We start from the raw sequence: 22729 nt of genomic DNA on the forward strand, positions 1-22729 counted from the left end.
CGCCCGGCATCCGTGGCATCCCTGAGTTGTTCCCTGAGATAGCCCTGGGCGCCGCGATGCCCGCCCGCGCGGTGGGCGCGCCACCCCTGGCGACTATCGTTGCGCCCTGGACACGTACGCACGTACGCACGTACGGGGAGCCGAAGGGGCGCGCGGTGGCGGAGGCGGAGAAGGCGGTGGACGAGGGGCGGCTGGTCGCCGGGCGCTACCGTCTCGTCGAGCGAATAGGCCGGGGCGGCATGGGCACCGTATGGCGCTCCCACGACGAACTCCTGGGCCGCCAGGTCGCCGTCAAACGGCTGCACGTCTCGCCCGAGCTGGACGCCGCCGAACTCGCCACCCGCTACGAGCGCACCCGGCGCGAGGCGCAGGCCGCGGCGCGTATCAACCACCCCAATGTGGTCGGTGTGCACGACGTCGTGGACGACGGCGGGCTGCCCTGCATCGTCATGGAGTACGTGCCCTCCGCGACGCTGGGCGACGTCATCAAGGAGGCCTCCGCCTCGGGCACGCCCGTACCGCCCGCGGAGGCGGCCCGCATCGGGCGCGGCATGGTCGCGGCGCTGCGCGCGGCGCACTCGGCCGGGGTGCTGCACCGCGACGTCAAGCCCGGCAACGTGCTGCTCGGCGAGGACGGCCGGGTGGTGCTGACCGACTTCGGCATCGCGGTGGCCTCCGGCACCTCCACCCTGACCAAGACCGGCGAACTGGTCGGCTCCATCGACTACTTGGCGCCCGAGCGGGTCAAGGGCGGCACCCCCGGTCCCGCCTCCGACCTGTGGGCGCTGGGCGCCACGCTCTATCAGGCGCTGGAGGGGCGGCCCCCGTTCCGCAAGCACACCGCGGTCGAGACGGCGTACGCGATCGCCATGGACCCGCTGGAGCCGCCGCGCAACGCGGGCTCGCTGGCCCCGCTCGTCGAGGCGCTGCTCGCCAAGGAGCCCGCCGACCGGCCGAGCGCGGAGGCGGTGGAACAGGCGCTGCGCGCCCCCGCCTCGGAGGCGGACACCACGCTGATGGGCAGCTACCCCGCAGGCCCGCGGCCCGAGGCCGGCACGGGCGTCACCGCGGCGCGCGCCGTCCAGCACCCCGAGCCCTCCGCCACGGGGCCCACCGCCCCCGCCATGCAGCCCACGGCCTCCGCCACAGGCCCCACCGCGGCCTCCCCGGCGCCCGGCGCGCCCCCGGCCCGTAAGGGACGCGGCCGGCCGGTGCTGTGGTCCGCCGCCGCTGTGGTGGCCGCCGCCGTCCTCGCCGGCGGCGTGCTGGCCGCGGTCAACTTCGGCTCCGACGGGAGCGAGGCCGCCCCGCAGTCCTCCGGGCACAAGGAAGGCCAGAAGGAGGGGAAGCCGGACGGCAAGCAGGACGGAAAACAGCCCAAGCCCTCCACGTCGCCCTCGCTGCCCCCGCCGACCGTGCCGCCGGGCTTCCGCATGGTGCACGAGACCACCCTGGACGCGCAGTTCCCGGTGCCCAGCGGCTGGACCCGCAAGGTCGCCGACGGCGGCAGGCAGATCGTCTTCAGCCACGCCCCCAGCCTCGTCGAACTGCGGGTCAACGCCCTGGACTTCGCGGCCTCCGACCAGGTGGAGCACCTTGAGGCGGTCGAGGCCGACTTCAAGAAGATGTACCCGGTCTACAAGCGCACGCGGCTGCAGAAGACCACCTTCCAGGGCGACCCCGCCGCGATCTGGCAGTGCGACTTCCAGGGCCGTACGCGCGAGTACCGCGCCATCGATCTGGCCTTCGGCCGCGTGGGCGGCCGGGAGTACGCGATCTACCTCTCCGCCCCGGTTGCGGACTGGAACCGCTACGAGCAGGTCTTCACACAGGTCAAGGACGGCTTCCGCAGGACGTAGGGGGAGCAAGGACGGCTTTCGCAGGACGTGGGGGGAGTACGGGAGACATGCCGTACGGGCACGCCGCGGTCCGACGTCGGGGGCGGGTCAGGGAGGACCCTGATGCCCGGGCGCATCCCGCCGTGTGACGATCGGGGCATGACCACCGCACCGTCCCGCGCCGAGGGCAGTTTCGCCCCGGTACCCGACACCGACGAACCGGCCGCGCGCAAGCTGTACCGCAGCGCCGACGGGCGGATGCTCGGCGGTGTCGCGCGGGGCCTGGCCGGTCATCTGGGGCTGCCCGTCTCCTGGGTGCGGATCGTCTTCGTCGCCCTGTTCATGGCCCAGGGCATGGGCGCGCTGCTGTACGCCGTCTTCTGGTTCATCGTGCCCCTCGGCGTCGGCGGCGTGGACGCCTCCCGGGGTGCCGCGGTGGAGATCGGCAGGGACGGCAGACGCCGCCTGCTGGCCCGCAAGCCCGACAAGGGCCAGATCTTCGCGCTGATCGCGCTGCTCATCGGCGCCGCCATCGTCGCCTCCAACTTCCAGCTGGGCCGGGTCAACGCCTACCTGTGGCCGGTGCTGCTGATCGGCGCGGGCGTCGCCCTGGTGTGGCGGCAGGCCGACAACGCCCGGCGCGCCCAGTGGGTGGAGATAGGCCGCCGCAAGGGCCTGCTGCCGGTGCTGCGCGGCGCCGCCGGAGTGGTGCTGGTCGGCGTCGGCGTCACCGGCATCGTCGTGATGCAGGGCTCGATCCGGCAGCTGGGCTCGGTGCTGCAGGCCGCGCTGGCCGTCCTGGTCGGCATCGCGCTGCTCGCGGGCCCCTATCTCGTGCGTATGACGCAGGACCTCTCCGAGGAACGGCTGATGCGCATCCGCGCCCAGGAGCGCGCCGAGGTCGCCGCCCACGTCCACGACTCCGTGCTGCACACCCTCACCCTCATCCAGCGCAACGCCGAGGACCCCCGCGAGGTGGCCAGGCTGGCCAGGGCCCAGGAGCGCGAGCTGCGCGCCTGGCTCTACAAGCCCGAGGGCCGCGGCAAGGAGGAGGACGAGCAGCCGCAGACCCTGGCCGACGCGGTGCGGCGCAACGCCGCCGAGGTCGAGGACAAGCACGGCGTCCCCATCGAGGTCGTGGTCGTCGGCGACTGCCCCCTGGACGAGAAGCTCACCGCGCAGATGCAGGCCGCGCGCGAAGCGATGGTCAATGCCGCCAAGTACGGTGGCGAGGGCGGTGCGGTGCAGGTCTTCGCCGAGGTGGAGGGGCGTACGGTCTTCGTCTCCGTACGGGACCGGGGCCCCGGGTTCGACCTGGATTCCGTCCCGGAGGACCGCATGGGCGTACGGGAGTCCATCATCGGACGCATGCAGCGCAACGGCGGCACGGCCCGGCTGCGCTCCGCGCCGGACGGGGGCACGGAAGTGGAGCTGGAGATGGAGCGCGCCGCATGACGCCCCGGCAGGGCGCCGGGGCGCGGCACGACAGCGCGGGACAGCGCGACGCAGGACAACGCGACAACGAGGGACGGACGGACGAGATGAGCAACGACGCCGCAGCAGCTGGGCAGGGTGGGGCCGGGGCCGAGGGGCCGGGCCGCACGGTCCGGGTCGTGCTGGTCGACGACCACCGGATGTTCCGTACGGGCGTGCAGGCCGAGATCGGGCAGACCGAGCGCACGGGCGTCGAGGTCGTCGGCGAGGCCGCCGACGTGGACCAGGCGATCACGGTCATCAGCGCCACCCGCCCCGAGGTCGTCCTGCTGGACGTCCACCTCCCCGGCGGTGGCGGGGTGGAGGTGCTGCGCCGCTCGGCCGCCATGATGGCCGACGCCGAGCGCCCCGTGCGCTTCCTGGCGCTGTCCGTATCGGACGCAGCCGAGGACGTCATCGGCGTGATCCGCGGCGGCGCCCGCGGCTACGTCACCAAGACGATCACCGGTACGGACCTGGTCGACGCGATCTTCCGGGTCTCCGACGGCGACGCGGTCTTCTCCCCGCGGCTGGCCGGCTTCGTCCTGGACGCCTTCGCCTCCACCGACGCCCCGCCCGTGGACGAGGACATGGACCGCCTCACCCAGCGCGAGCGCGAGGTGCTGCGCCTGATCGCCCGCGGCTATGCGTACAAGGAGATCGCCAAGCAGCTCTTCATCTCCGTGAAGACCGTCGAGTCGCATGTCTCGGCCGTCCTCAGGAAGCTCCAGCTCTCCAACCGCCACGAGCTGACCCGCTGGGCGACGGCCCGCCGCCTGGTGTGAGGTCGCACACGTTGTGAGAACGTGCCTGGTCCGGGGCGGTGAGCGCCCCGGGCACGGGTAAAGAAGGACTTTCGGCGGGCAACCACAGCCCGTGGGATCGCCATCTATCAGGACCGGAGAGGCTCGCATCGACGCAGGGCCCGAGAAACACGCCCACGTCCTGGAAGCGAGATCCCGATGAGTCTGACGGGTACGCCCTTCTTCCTCACCTGCATAGCGCTGGTGCTCGTCGCGATCGTGCTGCCGCTGGCCCTGTGGGGCCGCATCGGCGGCCCCAAGCTGCTGCGGCACCTCGCCCGCTTCGTCATGCTGCTGTTCGCGCAGGTCACCGCCGTCACCCTGGTCTTCGTGATCGTCAACAACGCCAACAGCCTCTACGACAACTGGGACGACCTGCTCGGCACCTCCGACCACGCGGGCCTCGCCAAGGACCTGGGCCCGGACGGCCTGGGCGGGATGAAGCTGAACAGCCGCCCCAGGCAGCTCCAGAAGTTCGAGCCGGCCAAGGACCCGGTGGTGGGCGCGGGCGTCAAGGAGACGCAGCTCAAGGGCCAGGTCTCGGGCGTGGAGGGCGAGGTGTACGTGTGGCTGCCGCCGCAGTACGACGACCCGGCGTACAAGGACAAGAAGTTCCCCGTCGTGGAGCTGCTGCCCGGCTACCCCGGCTCGGCGAAGTCCTGGCTGGGCTCGCTCAAGGCCGGAGAGCAGCTGCGGCCGCTGATGGCCCAGGGCAAGATCAAGCCGTTCATCCTCGTCGCGCCGCGCACCACCCTGCTGGGCAACGCCGACACCGGCTGCGTCAACATCCCCGGCAAGGTCAACGCCGACAGCTGGCTGACCGTCGACGTACGGCAGATGGTGATCGACAACTTCCGCGCCGAGGACAGGGCGGACAGCTGGGCGCTGGCGGGCTACTCCGCGGGCGCGCACTGCGCCTCCAAGCTCGCGCTGCAGCACCCGGACCGCTACCGCGCGGCGGTGGCGATGTCCGGCTTCAACGACCCGTCCCTGGAGCCGGCCTCGCTGGCGGGCAAGGACCCCAAGCTGCGGGTGGAGTCCAACCCGCTGAACATCCTCAAGAAGGCCAACCAGGAGGGCAAGCCGCCGCGCACCGCCCTGTACGTCTCGGGCGCCTCCGGCGACGGCTACCAGGCCGGCATCGGCCTCAAGCAGCTCGCCAAGAACCCCACGTCGGTGACGGTCAAGCTGATCCCGCCGGGCGCCGGCGGCCACGGCACGGCCGTCTGGAAGGGCCAGGTGCCGGAGGTATTCCGGTGGCTGGGCGGGCAGTTGACGTCCTAGCGTTCGTCCCCTGACGCCGGGCCGGGCCGCCGTGGCAGACTCCGGCCGCTGAGGGGGCGGTGGCGATGGCGCGTACGGCGCCCGGTGAGCCGGTGCCGGGAGAGCCGGTGCCGGGAGAGCCGGTGCCCGGTGAGCCGGTGCCCGGTGAGCCGGTGCCTGGAGGAGCGGCGCGGCAGGAGGCGGCGGTGCCGCCGTGGCGGGACCGCAGGTTCCTGGTGTTCGCCGCGGGGAACTTCGCCAACAACCTCGGCGAGGCGGCGTACAAGGTCGGACTGCCCCTGTACGTTTACGCGCTGACCGGGTCGCTGACCACGATGTCGCTGCTGGCGGCGCTCGCGGCGGCCATGCTGCTGCTGAGCCCGTGGCTGGGGGCGGTGGTCGACCGGTGGGGTTCGCGGGTCTTCGTCGTACCGGGGCTGCTGGTGCAGCTGGGCGCGGCGGTGGCGCTGAACGTGAGCCTGACCGCCGGATACTCCTCGCCCGTGCCGCTGTTCGTGTGCGCCGCGCTGATCCAGATCGGCGGCGAGATGTACCGCAGCGGGTGGATCGCGGGCGTACCGGGGATGTTCCCGCGCAATGCCGCGCACTCCCGCGCCGTACTGAGCAGCCTGTTCGTCACCTCCAATGTCGCCGGACCGCTGCTGGTGGCCGTCGGTATCGGGCTGGTGGGCTATCTGGGGCTGCTGTGGTTCAACGCCGTGACCTTCCTGGCGCCGATCGCCGTGTGGCTCCTGGGGGTCCACCCGCCCGCCAAGGAGCGCGGCGGCAAGGAGCGCAGTGCCATGGAGCGCAGTGCCATGGAGCGCGGCGCCAAGGACGGGCAGGCGGCGGCCGTACGCCCCGGGCTGCGTGCCGACATCGTCGAGGGCTGGCGGATCGTACGCGCCGAGAAGCGGGTGCTGCGCCTCGAACTCGCCGCCGTACCCCTGCACTTCGTCAGCGGCGTCGGAGTGGCCTCCTTCATGGTGTGGTTCCTGCGGGACCACTGGCAGCTGGCCGCGAGCGGGGTGAGTACGGTCCAGGCGGTGGCCAACTGCGGTGCGCTGGGCGGCAGTCTGCTCATAGCGGCGCGGGCCCGCGCCCGGCCGCGGGTGGTGCTGGCGGCCTCGGCGGCGGTGATGACCCTCTGCCTGTTCGGGATGGCGCTGCCCTCGCCGTGGGCCTTCATGGGCTGCATGGTGGTGTTCTTCACCGTGCGCTCGGCGATGACCACCGTCACCGCGACGGTCATCGTGAAGTATCTGCCCGCCGAGGTCGTGGGCCGGGCGGAGGGGCTGTTCAACCTGGTGGGCGGAGTGCCGATCCTGCTCGCTCCGCTGCTGATCCCGCTGGTCCAGGGGGAGTTCGGGGCGAGCGCCGTGCCGCTGTTCCTGGGCGCGGTGGCCACGCTCTCGCTGGTGTGCCTGGTGCGGTTCTGGCAGGACTGGCAGGCTCCCGATGCCGAGTCCTGACGACCCCCGACGCCCCGCCGCCGTCACTTCCGACGACCCGTCGCCCCGCAACCCCCGGCACCAGGAGGCGCAGCCATGACCACCGCACCGCACACCACGGTCCGCGAGGCCGTCCTCGACTTCTGCCGCGGGGTGGGCCTGCGCACCGTCTTCGGCAACCCCGGCTCCACCGAACTGCGCATGCTGCGCGACTGGCCCGAGGACTTCCGCTACATCCTGGGCCTCCAGGAGGCCACGGTGGTGGCCATGGCGGCGGGCCACGCGTACGGCACCCAGGGCGCCGCACTGGTCAATCTGCACTCCGCCGGCGGCGTCGGGCACGGCCTCGGCTCGGTCTTCACCGCCTACCGCGACCGGGTCCCGCTCGTGGTCGTCGCGGGCCAGCAGTCCCGCGCGCTGCTGCCGCACCGCCCCTATCTGGCGGCCGACGAGCCCGAGCAGTTCCCCCGCCCGTATGTGAAGTGGAGCGGGCAGCCCGCGCGGGGCGAGGACGTGCCGGCCGCGTTCGCCGAGGCGTACCGGGTCGCGATGACCCACCCGCGCGGCCCGGTGCTGCTCTCCGTCCCCGAGGACGACTGGGACCGGCCGGCGGACCCCGTCGCGCCCCGCACCGTCCACGGTGCCTTCGCGCCCGACCCGGCCGCGCTCGCCGAGCTGGCCGCGGCCCTGGACGCCGCCGCCCGTCCGCTGCTGGTCGTCGGCCCCGGCGTGGCCGACGAGGACGCCACGGCCGAGGTGGTGGCGCTGGCCGAGCGCGCCCGCGCCGCCGTGTGCGTCAGCCCGCTGTCCGGGCGCTCCGGCTTTCCCGAGAGCCACCCCCTCTTCCAGGGCTTTTTGCCGCCGCTGGCCGACCGCCTGGCGGCCAGGCTCGCCCCGTACGACCTGGTCATCGCGCTGGGCGCCCCGCTGTTCACGTACCACGTGCACAGCGAGGGGCCGCCTCTGGCGACGGGTACGCGCCTGTTCCACCTGGACTGCGACCCCGGCCAGGCGGCGTGGCTGCCGTGCGGGACGAGCATCCTGACGACCCTGCGCGGCGCGGTGCGCACCCTGACCGGGCTGATCGCGGCGGGGGAGGGGCGCGCGGCCCCCGAGGTGCGGCGCCGTCCCGCGCCCGTCGCCGCCGCGGACCCCATGCCGCCGGAGTACGTGCTGGACGCGCTGCGGGAGGCCGTGCGCGAGCGCTTCCCCGACGGGGCCGTGCTGGTCGAGGAGGCGCCCAGCCACCGCGACGCGCTCCATGCCCGGCTGCCCGTGGACCGCCCCGACGGCTTCCTGACCACCGGCAGCGGCTCGCTGGGCTGGGGCCTGCCGCTGGCCGTGGGGCGCGCGCTGGCCGCCGGGCCCGGCGAGCACGTGGTGTGCGTCATCGGCGACGGCTCGGCGCTGTATGCCGTACAGGCGCTGTGGTCCGCCGCCCGCTACCGCGCCCCGGTGACCTTCGTGCTGCTGGACAACGGCGGGTACGAGGCGGTGCGGGCGCTGGGCCGCCGCATGGGCCTGCCGGACGTGCCCGGTACGGCGGTCGGCGGCGTGGACTTCGCGGCGCTGGCGGCCTCCTTCGGCTGCCCGGCCAGCCGCGTGGCCAAGGCGGCCGAGCTGCCCCGGGCGCTGGAGCGCGCGCTGTCCCGCCCGGCCGGCGCGGGCCCCGCACTCCTGGAGATCCCGGTGGGCACGGACGCCTCGACGCTGTACTGAACGGCCCCCGGGGGCGGCGCCGGCGGCGCGGGGTGCGAGGGTGGTCTGTCCTCGCCGGAGCGCCGACGCGCCCGCGCGCCCACCGCAACCGATGGAGGGGCCTTGCCCGCCCGACGTATCCCCACCGCCCGCACCTGCGCCCGCCGCGCCGTTCTGCCCCTGGCCGGGCTGCTGGCCCTCCAGCTCGCTGCCGGGACGGTGGCGCAGGCCGCCGAGGTGCGGCAGATACCGGCAGGAGTCACCGCCGCCCAGCCGGTCAGGATCACCGAAGGCCAGGTCGACGAGGCGGGGCCGGGCGGCACGCTGCTGTACCCGAGCGTCACCAGCTGCCTGACGGTGACGCTGCGCCTGGAGGGCGGCGGCCTGGTCGGCGCGCACATCAGCCTGTTCCAGGTGCCCGGCGAGTACCGCTCCGACCGGATCCTGCCCGCCCTGCGCGAGCGGGTCGGCGCCCGGCACGTGCGCGCGGTGGAGGTCAAGGGGGCTGTCGGCGCCTGGCACCCCGGCTATCTGACCAAGGCCGTGGAGAGCTACGGGGAGGGCGAGGAGGTGCCGTACCCGACGAAGCCCGACCCCGACGGCATCGCGGCGGCCGTCGCCCAGGGGCTGGGCGTCCCGCGCGCGGTGGTGACGGTCCAGGACGTTCCCGACGGGGATCTGACCGTGAGCTGAGGCGCGAGCCGGGGCCGGGCGGCTGGGACCGGGGCCGGGCGGCGGGTCCGCCCGGCCCGCCGCGCCTACGCCGGCCGGGTCGCCCCCGCGAACGGCATGATGTCGATCGGGGCCACCCGCACCGGCGCCCCCGGCCGTGGCGCGTGGATCATGTTCCCGCCGCCGATGTAGATCCCGACGTGGCTGACCCCGGAGTAGAAGAACACCAGGTCGCCCGGGGCGAGTTGGGAGCGGTCCACGCGCGAGCCGGCGTTGATCTGGGTGTAGGTCGTGCGCGGCAGGGACACCCCGGCGGCGCGCCAGGCGGCCTGGGTGAGGCCCGAGCAGTCGTACGCGGAGGGGCCGGTGGCGCCCCAGACGTACGGCTTGCCCAGCGCCCCGTAGGCGAACGAAATGGCCTCGGCGGCGCGGGCGTTGGGGGCGCGCAGCCGCGCGCGGCCCGCGTCGCGGTCGGCCCGGGATTTCTGGGCCCCCTCGGCATCCTGGCTCTCGATCTGCCGCCGCTGCTCGTCGGTCAGCCGGTCCAGCAGCTTCTCGGCGGCGTCCAGCTTGCGCACGACGGTGACCCGGTGCTTGCGCAGCTGTGCGCGCGTGTCGTTGAGCTCGGTGACCTTGGCCTTCGCCCGGTCGCGCAGCTGTTGTACGCCCTCCACGCGGCGGCTGAACTCGCTGACGGCGGCGGCCTGGCGGTTGCCCGCCCGCTCCAGGGCGGCGGCGCCCTCCAGGTAGTGCTCGGGGTCGGCGGACAGCACGAGCCGGACGGTGGGGTCCACGCCGCCGGAACGGTACTGCGTGGCGGCCATGCTGCCCAGTTCCGCCTTGGCGGAGTTCAGTTTCTCGGTCCTGCGGTCGGCCTCCTCCTGGAGCCGGTCCAGGTCCTCGCGGGCCTTGTCGGCCTGCTCCTTGGCGCCGTCGTATTTCTCGGTGGCGACCTCGGCCTCCTGATAGAGCCGGTCGACGGTGCTCTTGACGTCCTTGACCTGGGACGGGGTCGGGTCGGGCGCGGCGTGTGCCGCACCGTCGAACGCGGTGGCGGTGGCGGCGCTCGCGAGGGCCAGTGTCACGGCCGTACGAGCGCTGTTGCCGGTGAGCGGGTGCTGCTGCTTGGGCTTGCGGTGCGACGCCACGGTGGCCGTCACTTCCTTCCCTTACGGGCCGTGCGGGCCCTGGCGGGCCAGGTGGGTCCCCGAGTGGGTCCGGCGGCGGCCCGTAACAGGGGGAGCGGGCCGCCGCCTTTCCTCTCGGCGAAGCGGTCGACGGCCGCCGGGGCGGAGTCCGGCGACGGTGGGGAGTCGACCGCCTGGACGAGGACGCTAAACCTGACCGTCACGGGTGAGGACGCGGTTGGCCGCCATTGCCCGCTTTCGATCGCCGGGTGATGGCGATTGACCAAGAGCCCTACGGCATGAGGGCGGTGGCGCCCACGCGCTGACCGAAGTCCCGATCATTGCGGCCCCGCCGGGAGGGCGGTGCTATGAGGCGGATACGATCGCGCACTATGGACGTAGTAACCCATGTCTTCGTCGGCCTGCACATCATCGGCATCGCCTCGCTGCTCGGCGGCTTCCTGACCCAGATGAAGGCGATGAGCGCGGGTACCGCCCGCTTCACGCCCGCCATGCTGCACGGCGCGCTGACGATGCTGGTGACCGGCATCGCCCTGGTCGGCCTCAACCAGGCCCAGGACCACACCGTCAACAACATCAAGATCGGCATCAAGCTGGCCGTACTGGTGGTCGTGCTGGCCCTGGTCTACGTCAAGCGCGACGAGGAGAAGATCGACAAGCCGCTCTTCGGCGCCGTGGGCCTGCTGACGGTCGTCAACATCTTCATCGCCGTGCTGTGGACGTGAGGTCCCGCCCCTGACTTCGGCCGAGTGCCCCGGACTGCTGAGCGGTCCGGGGCACTCGTCGTTCATGGGGCCGTATCACGCGGGCCGTATCACGCGGGCCGTACGTTCCCGTAGATCGGCATGTAGTAGATCGACTCGACGCGGACGCTGGCGCCGGGCTTGGGCGCGTGGATCATCTTGCCGTCGCCGATGTACATCCCGACATGGCTGATGTCGTTGTAGAAGAACACCAGGTCACCGGGCTTGAGGCTGCTGGTGGACACCCGCTGGCCCACCTTGACCTGGTCCCAGGTGGTACGCGGCAGATCCACGCCCGCCGCCTTCCACGCCGCCTGCGTCAGGCCGGAGCAGTCATAGGAGTTGGGGCCGGTGGCGCCCCAGACGTAGGGCTTGCCCATCTGGGCGCGGGCGAAGGCGATCGCCTTCTCGGCCTTGGCCGCGTACGAGCCGTCCGTCTGCCCGGAACCGCCGCCGTCGGTCTGCCCCGACCCGCCGCCGTCCGTCCGGCCCGGCCCCTGGCCGCCGTCGTTGCCCTCCTGCTGCCGCTCCCGCTCCTGCTGCCGCTCCCGCTCCTTGCGGGCCTCCTCGGCCTGTTTGCGGGCCAGTTCCTCGGCCTTGCGCCGGGCCTCGGCCTCCTTCTTGCGCTCCAGCTCCGCCAGCCGCGCCTTCTCCTGCGCGGTCAGCCGCGACAGCAGCTGCCGGGCCTCGGCCAGCTTGTCCTGCACGGACTTCTTGGACTCGCGCAGCGCTCTCTGGGACTCCTGGAGCTTCTCCAGGCTGCGGGTCGCCTCGGCGCGCCGGCGCGCGGCCGCCGTCTGCTGCTCCTGATAGTCCGCGACGGCCTGCTGCTGCCGCCCGGTCAGCCGCTCCATGAGGTGGCTGCGCTCGGCGAACTGCTGCGGGTCCTTGGCGAGCATCAGCTGCGCCGTGGGGTTCAGCCCGCCGGTGCGGTACTGGGCGGAGGCGAAGGTGCCCAGTTGCCGCCGGGCGTCGTTCATCTTCTGCGTCCGCCGCGCCGTCTCGTCGAGCAGGCCCTCGACCTTGTGGCGCTGCTGCTCGGTGCGCTCCTTGGCGCCGTTGTACTGCTGCGTGGCCACCTCGGCCTGGCGGTAGAGGCCGTCGACCTTCTCCTTGACCTCCTCGATGCTCTGCCGCGGCTCGGCGGGGGCCGCGTTCGCGGTCTGGGAGAGCAGCGTGAGGGAGGCCAGCGCGGCGGTGGTGAGCCCGGCGGCGGTACGGCTGCCGGACGAGGTGAGTATTCGGGTGCGCGGCTTGCGGTGCGACGCCAAGGCCGGCGACTCCTTCCGTGGACCGCCTACCGGGTTAGCTGTCGGGCTCGGGCGGTCTGGGGGTGTGCCCCTCGGAAGGCGTGCCCTACGGTCCGTACGAGGCTCCGTACGGTGGCCGATTCGCCCCGGTTGCGCATGGTGGGTCCCCGGCTCCGGATGCTGTGGGGGCAGGGCCGGACTCGGCGGGAGCGGCCCGTGCGGACGCTGTCGACCGCGGAGGGACGGGCTGCCCGGGCGAGCACGCTAGCCAACTTCTGAGGCCCCTGTGAAGGCTGATGTTCGATATGCCCGAAACCTTTTCGTGACCTTGGCGCGGTCGGCCGCGACGGTGACCGGGATGTCGCGTTCGGGACGCCGGTTCGCCGACTCCGCAGCCGGTTGTCACCGGGGCGGCCTAGACTCGGTGAGCGATGAGCAGCCTCTTTGACGACAGCTTCCTGGCGGACCTCGACCCCAAGGACGAGGGACCCCCGCCCCCTCCCGAGGACGAGGGTGGTCCGAGCCAGGAGGAGATCCCGGCGGATCTCTTCGGGGGCGCTTTCGACGCGCCCGTGGACCGGGAGACGTATTACCGCGACGGCGCGGCCCGGCCCGCCGTCGACCCCGCCGCGCTGCTGGAGGGCCTCAACGACCAGCAGAAGGCCGCCGTGGTGCACAGCGGCGGCGCGCTGCTGATCGTGGCCGGCGCCGGCTCCGGCAAGACCCGGGTGCTGACCCACCGCATCGCGCATCTGCTCGGCGCGCGCGGCGTCCACCCCGGCCAGATCCTCGCGATCACCTTCACCAACAAGGCCGCGGGCGAGATGCGCGAGCGCGTCGAGGAGCTGGTCGGCCCGCGCGCGAGCGCCATGTGGGTCTCCACCTTCCACAGCGCCTGCGTACGCATCCTGCGCAGGGAGTCCAAGAAGCTCGGCTTCACCTCCTCCTTCTCGATCTACGACGCCGCCGACTCCAAGCGCCTGATGGCCCTGGTCTGCCGCGATCTGGATCTGGACCCCAAGCGCTTCCCGCCCAAGTCCTTCAGCGCGAAGATCTCCAACCTCAAGAACGAGCTCATCGACGAGGAGACCTTCGCCGGGACGGCCGCCGACGGCTTCGAGAAGACCCTGGCGCAGGCGTACGCCCTCTACCAGGCGCGGCTGCGCGAGGCCAACGCCCTGGACTTCGACGACATCATCATGACCACGGTCAGCCTGCTGCAGGCCTTCCCCGATGTCGCCGAGCACTACCGCCGCCGCTTCCGGCACGTCCTCGTGGACGAGTACCAGGACACCAACCACGCCCAGTACACCCTCGTACGCGAACTGGTCGGCCCGGACACCCCCGAGACCCCGGCCGCCGAACTGTGCGTGGTCGGCGACGCCGACCAGTCCATCTACGCCTTCCGCGGCGCCACGATCCGCAACATCCTCCAGTTCGAGGAGGACTACCCGGACGCCACCACGATCCTGCTGGAGCAGAACTACCGCTCCTCGCAGACGATCCTGTCCGCGGCCAACGCCGTCATCGAGCGCAACGAGAACCGCCGCCCGAAGAACCTGTGGACGGACGCCGGCGCGGGCCCGTCCATCACCGGCTACGTCGCCGACACCGAGCACGACGAGGCGCAGTTCGTCGCCGACGAGATCGACCGGCTCACCGACGCCGGGGACGCCAAGGCGGGCGATGTCGCGGTCTTCTACCGCACCAACGCCCAGTCCCGTGTCTTCGAAGAGGTCTTCATCCGCGTCGGCCTGCCCTACAAGGTCGTCGGCGGTGTGCGCTTCTACGAGCGCAAGGAAGTCCGCGACATCCTGGCGTACCTGCGGGTGCTGGCCAACCCCGAGGACACCGTCCCGATGCGCCGGATCCTCAACGTCCCCAAGCGCGGCATCGGCGAGCGCGCCGAGGCGATGATCGACGCCCTCGCCCAGCGCGAGAAGATCAGCTTCCCGCAGGCGCTGCGCCGGGTCGACGAGGCGTACGGCATGGCGGCCCGCTCCGCCAACGCCGTCAAGCGCTTCAACGTCCTCATGGAGGAGCTGCGCACCATCGTCGAGTCCGGCGCGGGGCCCGCCACCGTCCTGGAGGCGGTGCTGGAGCGCACGGGCTATCTCGCCGAGCTCCAGGCCTCCACCGACCCGCAGGACGAGACCCGGATCGAGAACCTCCAGGAACTCGCCGCCGTGGCCCTGGAGTTCGAGCAGGACCGCGGCGGGGACGCCGCGGAATCGGGTGGCGCCGCGGCGGGCGGCACCCTCGCCGACTTCCTGGAGCAGGTCGCCCTGGTCGCCGACTCCGACCAGATCCCCGACGAGGACGAGGAGGGCAGCGGCGTCATCACGCTCATGACCCTCCACACCGCCAAGGGCCTGGAGTTCCCGGTCGTCTTCCTCACCGGCATGGAGGACGGCGTCTTCCCGCACATGCGCGCGCTGGGCCAGACCAAGGAGCTGGAGGAGGAGCGCCGGCTGGCCTATGTCGGCATCACGCGCGCCCGCGAGCGGCTCTATCTGACCCGTTCCACGATGCGCAGCGCGTGGGGGCAGCCGTCCTACAACCCGGCCTCGCGCTTCCTGGAGGAGATTCCCGACCAGTACGTCCAGTGGAAGCGGACCGGGCCCGCCACGCCCTCCGCGTCCATGGGCGCCCTCTCGGGCACCGGCGGCGGAGGCTTCGGCTCCTCGTCCTCCGTCTCCTCGCTGTCCTCCTCCCGTACGAAGGCGGGCCCCAGCGGGTTCGCCACGCGCCGCGCCAAGGACCGCGAGGTGGTGTCGCTGGCGATCGGCGACCGCGTCACCCACGACAGCTTCGGGCTCGGCACGGTCGTCGCGGTCAAGGGCAGCGGGGACAACGCGGAGGCGACGATCGACTTCGGCGCGGAAAAGCCGAAGCGTCTGCTCCTCCGCTACGCCCCGGTGGAGAAGCTCTAGCCTCTTCGCACGTTGTGGGCAGGCGTTCCGCAAGGGCGGAACGCCTGCCCACAACGGAGGGCGAAGGGGGATTACGTCGGGTCGAGGCCGTGGCTGCGGAGCCAGGGGAGGGGGTCGATGGCGGAGCCCCCGCCGGGGCGGACCTCGAAGTGCAGGTGCGGCCCGGTGGAGTTGCCGGAGTTGCCGGAATAGGCAATGGGATCACCGGCCTTGACCGACCCGGACCGGACCCGCGTGCTGCTCAGGTGGCAGTACCAGGTCTCCGTCCCATCGGCCGCCGTCACGATCGCCATGTTCCCGTAGGCCGGATTCCACTGCGTCCGCACCGTGCCGTCGGTCGCCGCCATCACGGGCGTGCCATAGCTGACCGGGAAGTCGATCCCGGAGTGCACGGACATCCAGTTGACCCCCGCCTGCCCGTAGTACGCGCTCAGCCCGTGCTGCTTGACCGGCAGCAGGAACTTCGGCCGCATCGCCTCCTTGCGGGCCGCCTCCTCCGCCTTGCGCTTCTTCTCCGCGGCCTGGCGCGCCTTGAGGTCGATGCGCTCCTGCGTACGGCTGGCGCGGTCGGCGAAGTCGTCGGCGCCGGAGCTGAGACCGGCGAGCTGGGTGTCGAGCTTGGCGTTGGCCACGGCGGGTTTGACGGCGGCCGGGTCCGTCGCGGCCCGGGTGGTCCTGCTGTCCTTGTCGTCACCGCCGCCGATCCCGCTGACGGACGCCGCGGCCACCGCGCACACGCCCATGGCGGCGACGGACGGCACGGCCACGGTCAGCAGCGCGGAGCGCTTGGCGGGCTTGGCGGTACGCCGCCGCCCCCGCCCCTGCGCGTCACGGCGGCCGGGGGAGCCGGGAGAGGGGACGGCCGGCGCGGCGCCCTCTGCACCCGCGCCCGCACCCGTGCCTGCGGCCGCCGTCTCGCCGCCCTCCGCGTCCTCGTACGGCGCCTCGTAGGGCTCGAAGACGGCGGTGTCGTGCGTGCTGTCGTGCGGGGCGCCGGCATCGGCCGCATGGGCGGTGGCCGCATCGCCCTCCGGGCCTGCGGCGGAGGCGGGGTAACTCCCCGTGTCCCACTGCCCGGTCGCGTCCCACTGCCCGGTTTCGTACTGCGCGCCCGGCGGCGTCTGCGCGCCCGCCCCGGCCTCGTAGTGCCCGGTGTGCTCGCCCCAGGCGCCGGTGTCCCACTGGCCGGTGGCGCCGGTGTCGTACGGATAGCCGGTGTCGCCGTGCGGCGCCCCGGACTGCGCGGGAATGCCGCCCGCCGCTTCGTAACCGCCGGACGACCACACCGCGGTCGTGTCGGAGGAGCCGCCCGTGGCGCCGTAGCCGGGGAAGGTGCCGGTCGTGTCGGCGCCGGCCGCGAAGGAGTAGCCGTAACCGGTGGTCTCGTAGCTGCCGGTGTCGTACGGGGGCTGCGCGGAGTGCGCGGTGTGGGCGTAGGGGTCGTAGCCGGCGGCGGGCTGGGCGCCGGTGTCGTACCCGGTGGCGTCGAAGGCGCCGGTGGTGTAGGCGCCGGTGTCGTACGCGCCCGTGGCGTAGGAGCCGGTGCCGTAGGACCCGGTCTGGTACGCGCCGGAGTTGGGCGTTTCGTGCCCGCCCGCGGGGGTGCCGAAGGGCGGGGTGCCGTCGCCGTACCCGGCGCCGAGGTTGTCGAAGGTGCCGGTCGCGTAGGAGTCGTACGCGGCATAGCCCGGCTGGAGATCCTGCTGCCCGTACGGCTCGTAGGCCGCGGGGTGCCCGTACGAGGCGTCGGCAGACGGGTCGGTCGGGGTCGGTTCCCCCGACGGGTGACGGTCGTTCACCACCAAGCTTCTCTTTCGCCTCGGCAGCAGGAGAATTAGCGGCGACTGTACCCGGCGGTACGCGACAGGGACAATCTTTGTCAGGTTTCCGGCTTCGCGAGAACGGGCATTTAGCCGCCTTTCGGCGGACTGCATGCGCGTTCTTGGCGCCACGTTCGAAGATCGTTCGAGATCGAATAGGGTGTGCGGCGGTGAGCGGGTCCTCCTGTCGGGTGGTCCGGTCCGCTCCGCGGCCCGTACTCAGGCCACCGAAATCACGTTCGCAGTCCCTTCACCCGACTCCTGCGCGCTCAGCGCGTCGCGTATTCCTGCCGCCACCGTGCCGTTGACCGGTAGCGCGAGATGTCCGACACCGGAGACATGCACGCTGTGGGTGATCAAATCCGGGTGCTCGATTCGCGCGGTCTCCACCGGGATCATCACCTGGTCCAGGTCGCTCCAGAAGCAGACGAAATGCGTCCGGCAATTCGGCGCGGGCAGCGCCAACTCCTTGATCACATCGGAATCCGGGCGCATCTGGCGTACAAGGGGGTGCGCGGACATCAGCGGGGCGACGCGGGTTCCGGAGTGCGGAGTGCCCAGTGTGACCAGAGTGCGTACGCGGGCATCGCCGCCCAGGCGCTGTACGTAATAGCGGGCGATCAGGCCGCCGAGGCTGTGGCCCACCACATCCACCCGGGGATGGCCCGTACGGCGGCAGGTCTCCGCCACATGCCGGTCGAGCAGTTCGGCGGCCTTGCGGATGTCGCAGGTCAGCGGGGAGTAGTTGAGGGCCTCGACATGGCACCAGCCGTGCCGCCGCAGGGAGCGGCGCAGCAGCACGAAGACGGAGCGGTTGTCGATGAAGCCGTGCAGGAGGAGTACGGGTGCGGGGGAGCGGCCCCGCGTCGGCAGGAGCGCCGCCCCTGCCTCCCCCTCCGGTCCCGCGGCGCCGTCCGCTCCGGCCGCTGACCCGACGAGGTCCGCGCGCTGTTCCTGGGGGATCCCGGTGGGGTACAGCAGCAGATGGCCGGCGAGGACGGCCAACTCCATGACTCTGGAGCGCAGCAGGGCGGTGGTGGGGCGGGCCAGGCAGAAGAGAAAGTGCATCGCCTGAAGGGCCTTCATGGGCCGACCTCCCGGATTGCACGCAGGAGTCGACTCTGTCCCCCGTGTGCCCTCATGGGCAGCCGAACGTGGCAACGTACATGTACGTGAACGTCCGGATTTGTGGGCGTACTCGTGTGCATGTACGTGCGCGGTCAGGGCCGCACCGCCGTGCCGCGCGGCTGACGGCGCGGTGGTGCGGCAACCTGACTGCGGCTGCCCTGGCGCGCTCCCCGCACCAGCCGCCCCACGGCTTTCGGCCGGGGGGCGACCCGCTGCCTGACGGCGGCGGGCACGAATGCGGGGGGCGACGCGCAGCGAACGTGTCCCACGTGTGATTTCCCCCTCCCTCCATGTCACGAAACGGCTGTGTACGGGATGCTGGGGATAACGTGCGTTCACGCTGACGGCCGCCGGGACGGCCGCGCAGGAGTTGTCGGTTCGGCGGCACTGCTCAACGCTGGTGCTGTACATGGCTTGGAGCTGGAGGCAGTGATGGGTGTAACTGGTCCGATCCGTGTGGTGGTGGCCAAGCCGGGGCTGGACGGCCACGACCGCGGCGCCAAGGTCATCGCGCGGGCGCTGCGGGACGCCGGTATGGAGGTCATCTACACCGGGCTGCACCAGACTCCGGAGCAGATCGTCGACACCGCGATCCAGGAGGACGCCGACGCGATCGGTCTCTCCATCCTCTCCGGTGCGCACAACACGCTCTTCGCGAAGGTGATCGAGCTGCTCAAGGAGCGCGACGCGGCCGACATCAAGGTCTTCGGCGGCGGCATCATCCCCGAGGCCGACATCGCGCCGCTCAAGGAGCAGGGCGTGGCGGAGATCTTCACACCCGGCGCGACCACTGCCTCGATCGTGGACTGGGTGAACGCCAACGTGCGTCAGGTGGCGGCGTAGCGAGGGGTGTCGGGGCGGCTTGGCGCGGCGGAGTCGGGTTGGTAACTCAAGGTGCCTTGAGTCGGTGCGAGCCGCTGTCGCAACCGGCGGAGCCGATTTCTCAACCGGCCAGCTCCGCAAGCATGGTGGCGCGCAGTCGCAGTGTGCCCACCAGCCGCTGGAACGCCTCGGACCAGTAGCCGACCGCGCCGGGTGAGCCGCCCTCGGGCTCGTCCGGTATCGCGGTGAGCATGTCGAGCCGGTCCGCCTCCGCGGGGTCCAGGCAGCGCTCGGCCAGGCCCATCACACCGCTGAAGCTCCAGGGATAACTGCCCGCGTCCCGGGCGATGTCCAGTGCGTCCACCACCGCCCGGCCCAGCGGCTCGGACCAGGGGACCGCGCACACCCCCAGCATCCGGAACGCGTCGGACAGGCCGTGTGCCGCGATGAACTGCGCCACCCACGCGGCCCGTTCCTCGCCCGGCAGCACCGCCAGCAGCTTCGCCAGGTCCCGGGAGGAACCCGCCGCCGTGCCGCCGGTCTCCTGGGGAGGCGCGCCCGGGGCACCCAGCAGGGCCCGGGCCCAAGCTGCGTCGCGCTGGCGTACGGCTGCGCGGCACCAGGCGTCGTGCAGCTCGGTCCGCCAGCCGTCGGCGACCGGGAGTGCCACGATCTGGGCGGGTGTCCGCCCGCCCAGCTGAGCGGGCCACACGCCCAGCGGCGTCGCTTCCACCAACTGGCCCAGCCACCAGGACCGTTCGCCCCGCCCCGAGGGCGGCTTGGCGGCCACTCCGTCGCGCTGCATCGCGGCGTCGCATTCATGGGGGGCTTCGACGGTGATGGTGGGTGGGGTGGTGAAGGGGCGGGTGGAGTCCGTGGTGTCGGTGGAGTTGGTGGTTGGTGCGGCGGGAGGGGTGGGCGCGGCGGGAGGGGTGGGCGCGGTGGGTGTGGCGGGCACGGCGGGTGTGGTGCCGGTGCGGTCCACGGTGACGCAGGAGCGGGCGCGTACGGCCATGCGGGCGGCGAGGGCCGAGCCGGGGAGGGCGGAGAGGAGTTCGGCGGCGGTGGCGCGGACGTTGCGGCTGCGGTCGGCCAGGGCCCGTTCCAGGAACGGCTCGTCGTCGGCGTACAGGCCCTCGCGCAGTGAGTCCAGGAACAGCAGGCGGTCCTCGGCGCGTTCGGTGGGCCAGGTGCTCTCCAGCAGGGTGCGGCCGGCGTGCGGGTCGCGGCGGCGGACGGCGGTCAGCAGTGCCACGCGCTCGGCGAACAGGCCTTCCTCCCAGAGGAGTTGAACGGCCTCGGGGGTTTCGGTGCCGGGGAGTGCGGTGGTGGGACCGGTGCCGCGCAGCGCGAACTTCCAGTCGTCGTTGAGGCGGGCCAGCCACAGGGCGCGGGGTCCGGCGAGGGTGAGTGCGGACGGGCGCAGGTCGGTGCGGGCGCGGGCCGCGTCCAGCAGTGCGGGCAGGAGCGCGGCCGGGGCGCGGTAGCCGTGTTCGGTGGCGGCGGCCAGCCACTGCGGGAGGAGTTCGGTGAGGTCGGGGGCGCTGCCACGGCGGTTGCCGCTGCCTGCCGCGCCCCGGTCGGCCAGCAGGAGGGCCAGTCTGCGGCGGGCCGCCGGAGGCAGCGGCGGGCGGGGGTCCTGTGGTGCGGGGGTGGGGCGTTCGGCGGCGGGGGCGGGGCGGAGGGCGGCACGGGTGCGGACGGTGTGCAGAGCGGCGGCGTCGAGCAGGGACGCGGCCGGGGACTGGCCGGGGTGGGGCGTGGTGGGTGGGGTGCGGCGGTCCGTGCCCAGTAGGGCGGCGGATACGAGGTCGCTCCAGGGGGCGGGGGATCCGGGCATGGGGACTCCAAGTGTCTTGGGTGGGTGGGTGATCGGGTGGGTGATTGGGTGCGTAGTTGCGTCCGGTGCGCGGGTGTGTTCGCGGTCGGTGGGTGGGGGTGGGGTTCGTTCGCGGCTGCGGGTCCCCGCTGTGCCCACCCGCCCCCAGGCCCTTAAGGGGGCAGGGGGACCCCTCGCCCTTGCGGAACGCCTGCCCACCGCGCGGTGGGTGGGTGGGGTATGGCGCCTGCCCGCAGCGGGGTGGGCGAGGCGGGCTGCCTGCGGCGGCGGGGGCTAGAGGGTTACTGGGGTTGGGTCCCAGGTGGTCAGGGGGGTGAAGCCCTGGTGGCCGCAGGTGCCGAAGACGGTGAGGGGGTCGCCGCCGGATATGGCGGCCAGTTGCCAGAGGCCTGTGCGGCCGGAGCAGCGTGGGTCGATGGGGAGGGCCGACTCGCCGTCCGCGTCGGCCAGTTGCCAGTTCGCGCCGTCGCGGGCCGGGATCGGTACGACGTCGGTGAGGACGACCGGCCAGGAGTCCAGCCATGGGTCGTCGCGCAGGGCGTCTCCGTACGCGGCCAGGGCGGCGTACGTGCCGCCGCCCGGGGGCACCGCGCCCGGAGCCGTCGGGGCGTGCCGCTCGCCCAGGACGGCGCGCAGGGGCCGGGCTCCGGGGTAGTAGGCCAGGTCGCAGTCCAGTACGAGGCCCGGTGGCAGCGCGAGGTCCAGCGGGCGGCCCGGCCCGCCGAAGGCGAGGTGCAGCGCCATGCGGCCGGTCCGCTCGCCGCGCAGCCAGATGCGCCGGGTGGTCAAGTGCCCTTCCTCGCTGTCCTGTTGGGCCAGGACCAGCCAGCGGTCGCGTACGGGCCTGGCGTCCGGACCGGTCAGCAGGTCCGCGGCCTCGGTCGTCAGGCCGACGCGGGAGCGGACCGTGGCGGCGAGCGGCGCCGGGAGGCGGTCGATGCCGAGGAACGCCTGGTCCAGGAGGTGCAGCAGGGAGCACTCCGCCAGGAGGCGGGCGGGCCAGTCAGGCCCGGAGGCCGCGATGGAGCCCAACTCCCGTACCCGTCCCGCCAGGCCCGCCGCCTGGGCGTCGACCATGCGCGCAGCCGTCTCGTCCCATGAGGCGTACCCGGCGCGGCCCGCCGTGGCCAGACCGGTGTGCAGCAGATCCTCCAGCCGCTGTTCCAGCTCCGTGGCGCCGGCGGCGATCCGCTGTGCGCGCTGCTCGGCCCGTCGCCGCGCGGCCTCCGGGTCGGCGGTCCTGCGCTGAGGTGAAGTCCCCTCCTCTCTATCGCTGTTGGAGCCGTCATTCGTATGCTCGCGGCGTGCCGCCAGCCACTCCAGGGCCCATGGCGCAGGCTCCGCGGCGGCCACGGTGTGCTCGTCGCCCGCCCACAGCAGCAACAGTCCGAGCGCGTGCTTGCACGGGAACTTACGGCTGGGGCAACTGCACTGGTACGCGGGCCCGGTGGTGTCGACCACCGTCCGGTACGGCGTGCTCCCGCTCCCTGTGCACAGCCCCCACACCGCGCCGCGCCCCGGTCCCGTTCCTGCCCCCGATGCCCCTGTCTCCGACCATGGGCCGGGTGTCGCGAGCTTGCCGCCCGCCTTGCGGGATGAGGCGTCGGGCGCGAGCGCGAGCACCTGATCCGTCGTCCAGCGTTCCCCCTGCGGATTCATGCTGACGACGTTACGAGCCACCACTGACAACGGCCCCGGCCGGCGGCGCGGCAAGGGCCGGACCGGGCAGGGCGATCGCGTCGGCCGCCGCACTCATCTTGCAGGTCAGCGGCGGTTTCCGGCTGATTGTCAGTGGCGTGGTGCAGGGTTGATATCGCAAGCGGCCCGCGAGCGGCGGGGTGCGGGCC

General features: G+C 72.8%; 16 protein-coding genes and 1 riboswitch. Of the genes, 10 read left to right on the forward strand and 6 right to left on the reverse strand.

Annotation, left to right across the window (positions count from 1 at the left end; genetic code table 11):
• Nucleotides 1–26 precede the first annotated feature (26 nt).
• The 7 genes from AC4IJH_RS04510 (at nucleotide 27) to AC4IJH_RS04540 (ending at nucleotide 9219) form a co-directional block, all read left to right on the forward strand.
• Nucleotides 27–1859 carry a serine/threonine-protein kinase gene (locus AC4IJH_RS04510; protein WP_490850170.1) on the forward strand — a complete coding sequence of 611 codons (1833 nt, stop codon included), beginning with the start codon at nucleotides 27–29 and terminating at the stop codon, nucleotides 1857–1859.
• A 138-nt stretch (nucleotides 1860–1997) separates the two neighbouring features.
• The gene (locus AC4IJH_RS04515; protein ID WP_490850171.1) at nucleotides 1998–3293 is read left to right on the forward strand and encodes a PspC domain-containing protein; all 1296 of its coding nucleotides are present in this window, start codon (nucleotides 1998–2000) and stop codon (nucleotides 3291–3293) included.
• An 86-nt stretch (nucleotides 3294–3379) separates the two neighbouring features.
• Nucleotides 3380–4096: a LuxR C-terminal-related transcriptional regulator gene (locus AC4IJH_RS04520; protein ID WP_490850213.1), complete on the forward strand. Its 717-nt coding sequence runs from the start codon at nucleotides 3380–3382 to the stop codon at nucleotides 4094–4096.
• A 177-nt stretch (nucleotides 4097–4273) separates the two neighbouring features.
• On the forward strand, nucleotides 4274–5398 hold the full coding sequence (locus AC4IJH_RS04525; protein ID WP_490850172.1) for an alpha/beta hydrolase: 1125 nt from the start codon (nucleotides 4274–4276) through the stop codon (nucleotides 5396–5398).
• Between the two features lie 65 nt (nucleotides 5399–5463).
• Nucleotides 5464–6849 carry an MFS transporter gene (locus AC4IJH_RS04530; protein ID WP_490850173.1) on the forward strand — a complete coding sequence of 462 codons (1386 nt, stop codon included), beginning with the start codon at nucleotides 5464–5466 and terminating at the stop codon, nucleotides 6847–6849.
• A 75-nt stretch (nucleotides 6850–6924) separates the two neighbouring features.
• Nucleotides 6925–8547: a benzoylformate decarboxylase gene (gene mdlC / locus AC4IJH_RS04535; protein ID WP_490850174.1), complete on the forward strand. Its 1623-nt coding sequence runs from the start codon at nucleotides 6925–6927 to the stop codon at nucleotides 8545–8547.
• A 102-nt stretch (nucleotides 8548–8649) separates the two neighbouring features.
• Entirely contained in the window at nucleotides 8650–9219 is a 570-nt protein-coding gene (locus tag AC4IJH_RS04540) for a hypothetical protein (protein ID WP_490850175.1), read from the forward strand.
• A gap of 65 nt (nucleotides 9220–9284) precedes the next feature.
• Here AC4IJH_RS04540 and AC4IJH_RS04545 read toward each other — a convergent pair whose 3' ends face one another.
• On the reverse strand, nucleotides 9285–10346 hold the full coding sequence (locus AC4IJH_RS04545) for a C40 family peptidase (RefSeq protein WP_490850214.1): 1062 nt from the start codon (nucleotides 10344–10346) through the stop codon (nucleotides 9285–9287).
• 371 nt (nucleotides 10347–10717) lie between these two features.
• Between AC4IJH_RS04545 and AC4IJH_RS04550 the strand changes: the two genes are divergently transcribed.
• Nucleotides 10718–11071: a hypothetical protein gene (locus AC4IJH_RS04550; RefSeq protein WP_490850176.1), complete on the forward strand. Its 354-nt coding sequence runs from the start codon at nucleotides 10718–10720 to the stop codon at nucleotides 11069–11071.
• Between the two features lie 89 nt (nucleotides 11072–11160).
• Here the strand turns inward: AC4IJH_RS04550 and AC4IJH_RS04555 are convergent, their stop codons facing one another.
• Nucleotides 11161–12360, reverse strand: a complete 1200-nt coding sequence (locus tag AC4IJH_RS04555) for a C40 family peptidase (protein WP_490850177.1) — start codon at nucleotides 12358–12360, stop codon at nucleotides 11161–11163.
• Nucleotides 12361–12368: 8 nt separating this feature from the next.
• Nucleotides 12369–12555, reverse strand: a riboswitch (cyclic di-AMP (ydaO/yuaA leader).
• Between the two features lie 215 nt (nucleotides 12556–12770).
• Between AC4IJH_RS04555 and pcrA the strand changes: the two genes are divergently transcribed.
• On the forward strand, nucleotides 12771–15272 hold the full coding sequence (gene pcrA, locus AC4IJH_RS04560) for a DNA helicase PcrA (RefSeq protein ID WP_490850178.1): 2502 nt from the start codon (nucleotides 12771–12773) through the stop codon (nucleotides 15270–15272).
• A gap of 71 nt (nucleotides 15273–15343) precedes the next feature.
• On the opposite strand, the gene AC4IJH_RS04565 is transcribed toward pcrA, so the two are convergent.
• Nucleotides 15344–17071: a M23 family metallopeptidase gene (locus AC4IJH_RS04565; RefSeq protein ID WP_490850179.1), complete on the reverse strand. Its 1728-nt coding sequence runs from the start codon at nucleotides 17069–17071 to the stop codon at nucleotides 15344–15346.
• A 240-nt stretch (nucleotides 17072–17311) separates the two neighbouring features.
• A complete protein-coding gene (locus AC4IJH_RS04570) occupies nucleotides 17312–18178 on the reverse strand; it encodes an alpha/beta hydrolase (protein ID WP_490850180.1) in 867 nt (288 codons plus the stop codon).
• 474 nt (nucleotides 18179–18652) lie between these two features.
• Here AC4IJH_RS04570 and icmB point away from each other — a divergent pair, with 474 nt between their 5' ends.
• Nucleotides 18653–19063 carry a coenzyme B12-dependent isobutyryl CoA mutase small subunit gene (gene icmB, locus AC4IJH_RS04575; RefSeq protein ID WP_490850181.1) on the forward strand — a complete coding sequence of 137 codons (411 nt, stop codon included), beginning with the start codon at nucleotides 18653–18655 and terminating at the stop codon, nucleotides 19061–19063.
• Nucleotides 19064–19163: 100 nt separating this feature from the next.
• Here the strand turns inward: icmB and AC4IJH_RS04580 are convergent, their stop codons facing one another.
• Together AC4IJH_RS04580 and AC4IJH_RS04585 are read right to left on the reverse strand one after the other, a co-directional pair.
• Nucleotides 19164–20882, reverse strand: a complete 1719-nt coding sequence (locus tag AC4IJH_RS04580; protein WP_490850182.1) for a DUF5691 domain-containing protein — start codon at nucleotides 20880–20882, stop codon at nucleotides 19164–19166.
• A 273-nt stretch (nucleotides 20883–21155) separates the two neighbouring features.
• Nucleotides 21156–22541 (reverse strand): SWIM zinc finger family protein, encoded by a 1386-nt coding sequence (locus AC4IJH_RS04585; protein ID WP_490850183.1) that lies wholly within the window; start codon nucleotides 22539–22541, stop codon nucleotides 21156–21158.
• Between the last annotated feature and the right edge of the window lie 188 nt (nucleotides 22542–22729).

Source organism: Streptomyces sp. UF-297, from assembly GCF_058245575.1.

Excerpts from the sequence above, each read along its gene's own strand:
- icmB (WP_490850181.1), top strand. The coding sequence starts at position 18,653 with ATGGGTGTAACTGGTCCGATCCGTGTGGTGGTGGCCAAGCCGGGGCTG.
- AC4IJH_RS04570 (WP_490850180.1), bottom strand. The coding sequence starts at position 18,178 with ATGAAGGCCCTTCAGGCGATGCACTTTCTCTTCTGCCTGGCCCGCCCC.
- AC4IJH_RS04585 (WP_490850183.1), bottom strand. The coding sequence starts at position 22,541 with ATGAATCCGCAGGGGGAACGCTGGACGACGGATCAGGTGCTCGCGCTC.
- AC4IJH_RS04520 (WP_490850213.1), top strand. The coding sequence starts at position 3,380 with ATGAGCAACGACGCCGCAGCAGCTGGGCAGGGTGGGGCCGGGGCCGAG.
- AC4IJH_RS04530 (WP_490850173.1), top strand. The coding sequence starts at position 5,464 with ATGGCGCGTACGGCGCCCGGTGAGCCGGTGCCGGGAGAGCCGGTGCCG.
- AC4IJH_RS04525 (WP_490850172.1), top strand. The coding sequence starts at position 4,274 with ATGAGTCTGACGGGTACGCCCTTCTTCCTCACCTGCATAGCGCTGGTG.
- mdlC (WP_490850174.1), top strand. The coding sequence starts at position 6,925 with ATGACCACCGCACCGCACACCACGGTCCGCGAGGCCGTCCTCGACTTC.
- pcrA (WP_490850178.1), top strand. The coding sequence starts at position 12,771 with ATGAGCAGCCTCTTTGACGACAGCTTCCTGGCGGACCTCGACCCCAAG.
- AC4IJH_RS04515 (WP_490850171.1), top strand. The coding sequence starts at position 1,998 with ATGACCACCGCACCGTCCCGCGCCGAGGGCAGTTTCGCCCCGGTACCC.
- AC4IJH_RS04580 (WP_490850182.1), bottom strand. The coding sequence starts at position 20,882 with ATGCCCGGATCCCCCGCCCCCTGGAGCGACCTCGTATCCGCCGCCCTA.
- AC4IJH_RS04550 (WP_490850176.1), top strand. The coding sequence starts at position 10,718 with ATGGACGTAGTAACCCATGTCTTCGTCGGCCTGCACATCATCGGCATC.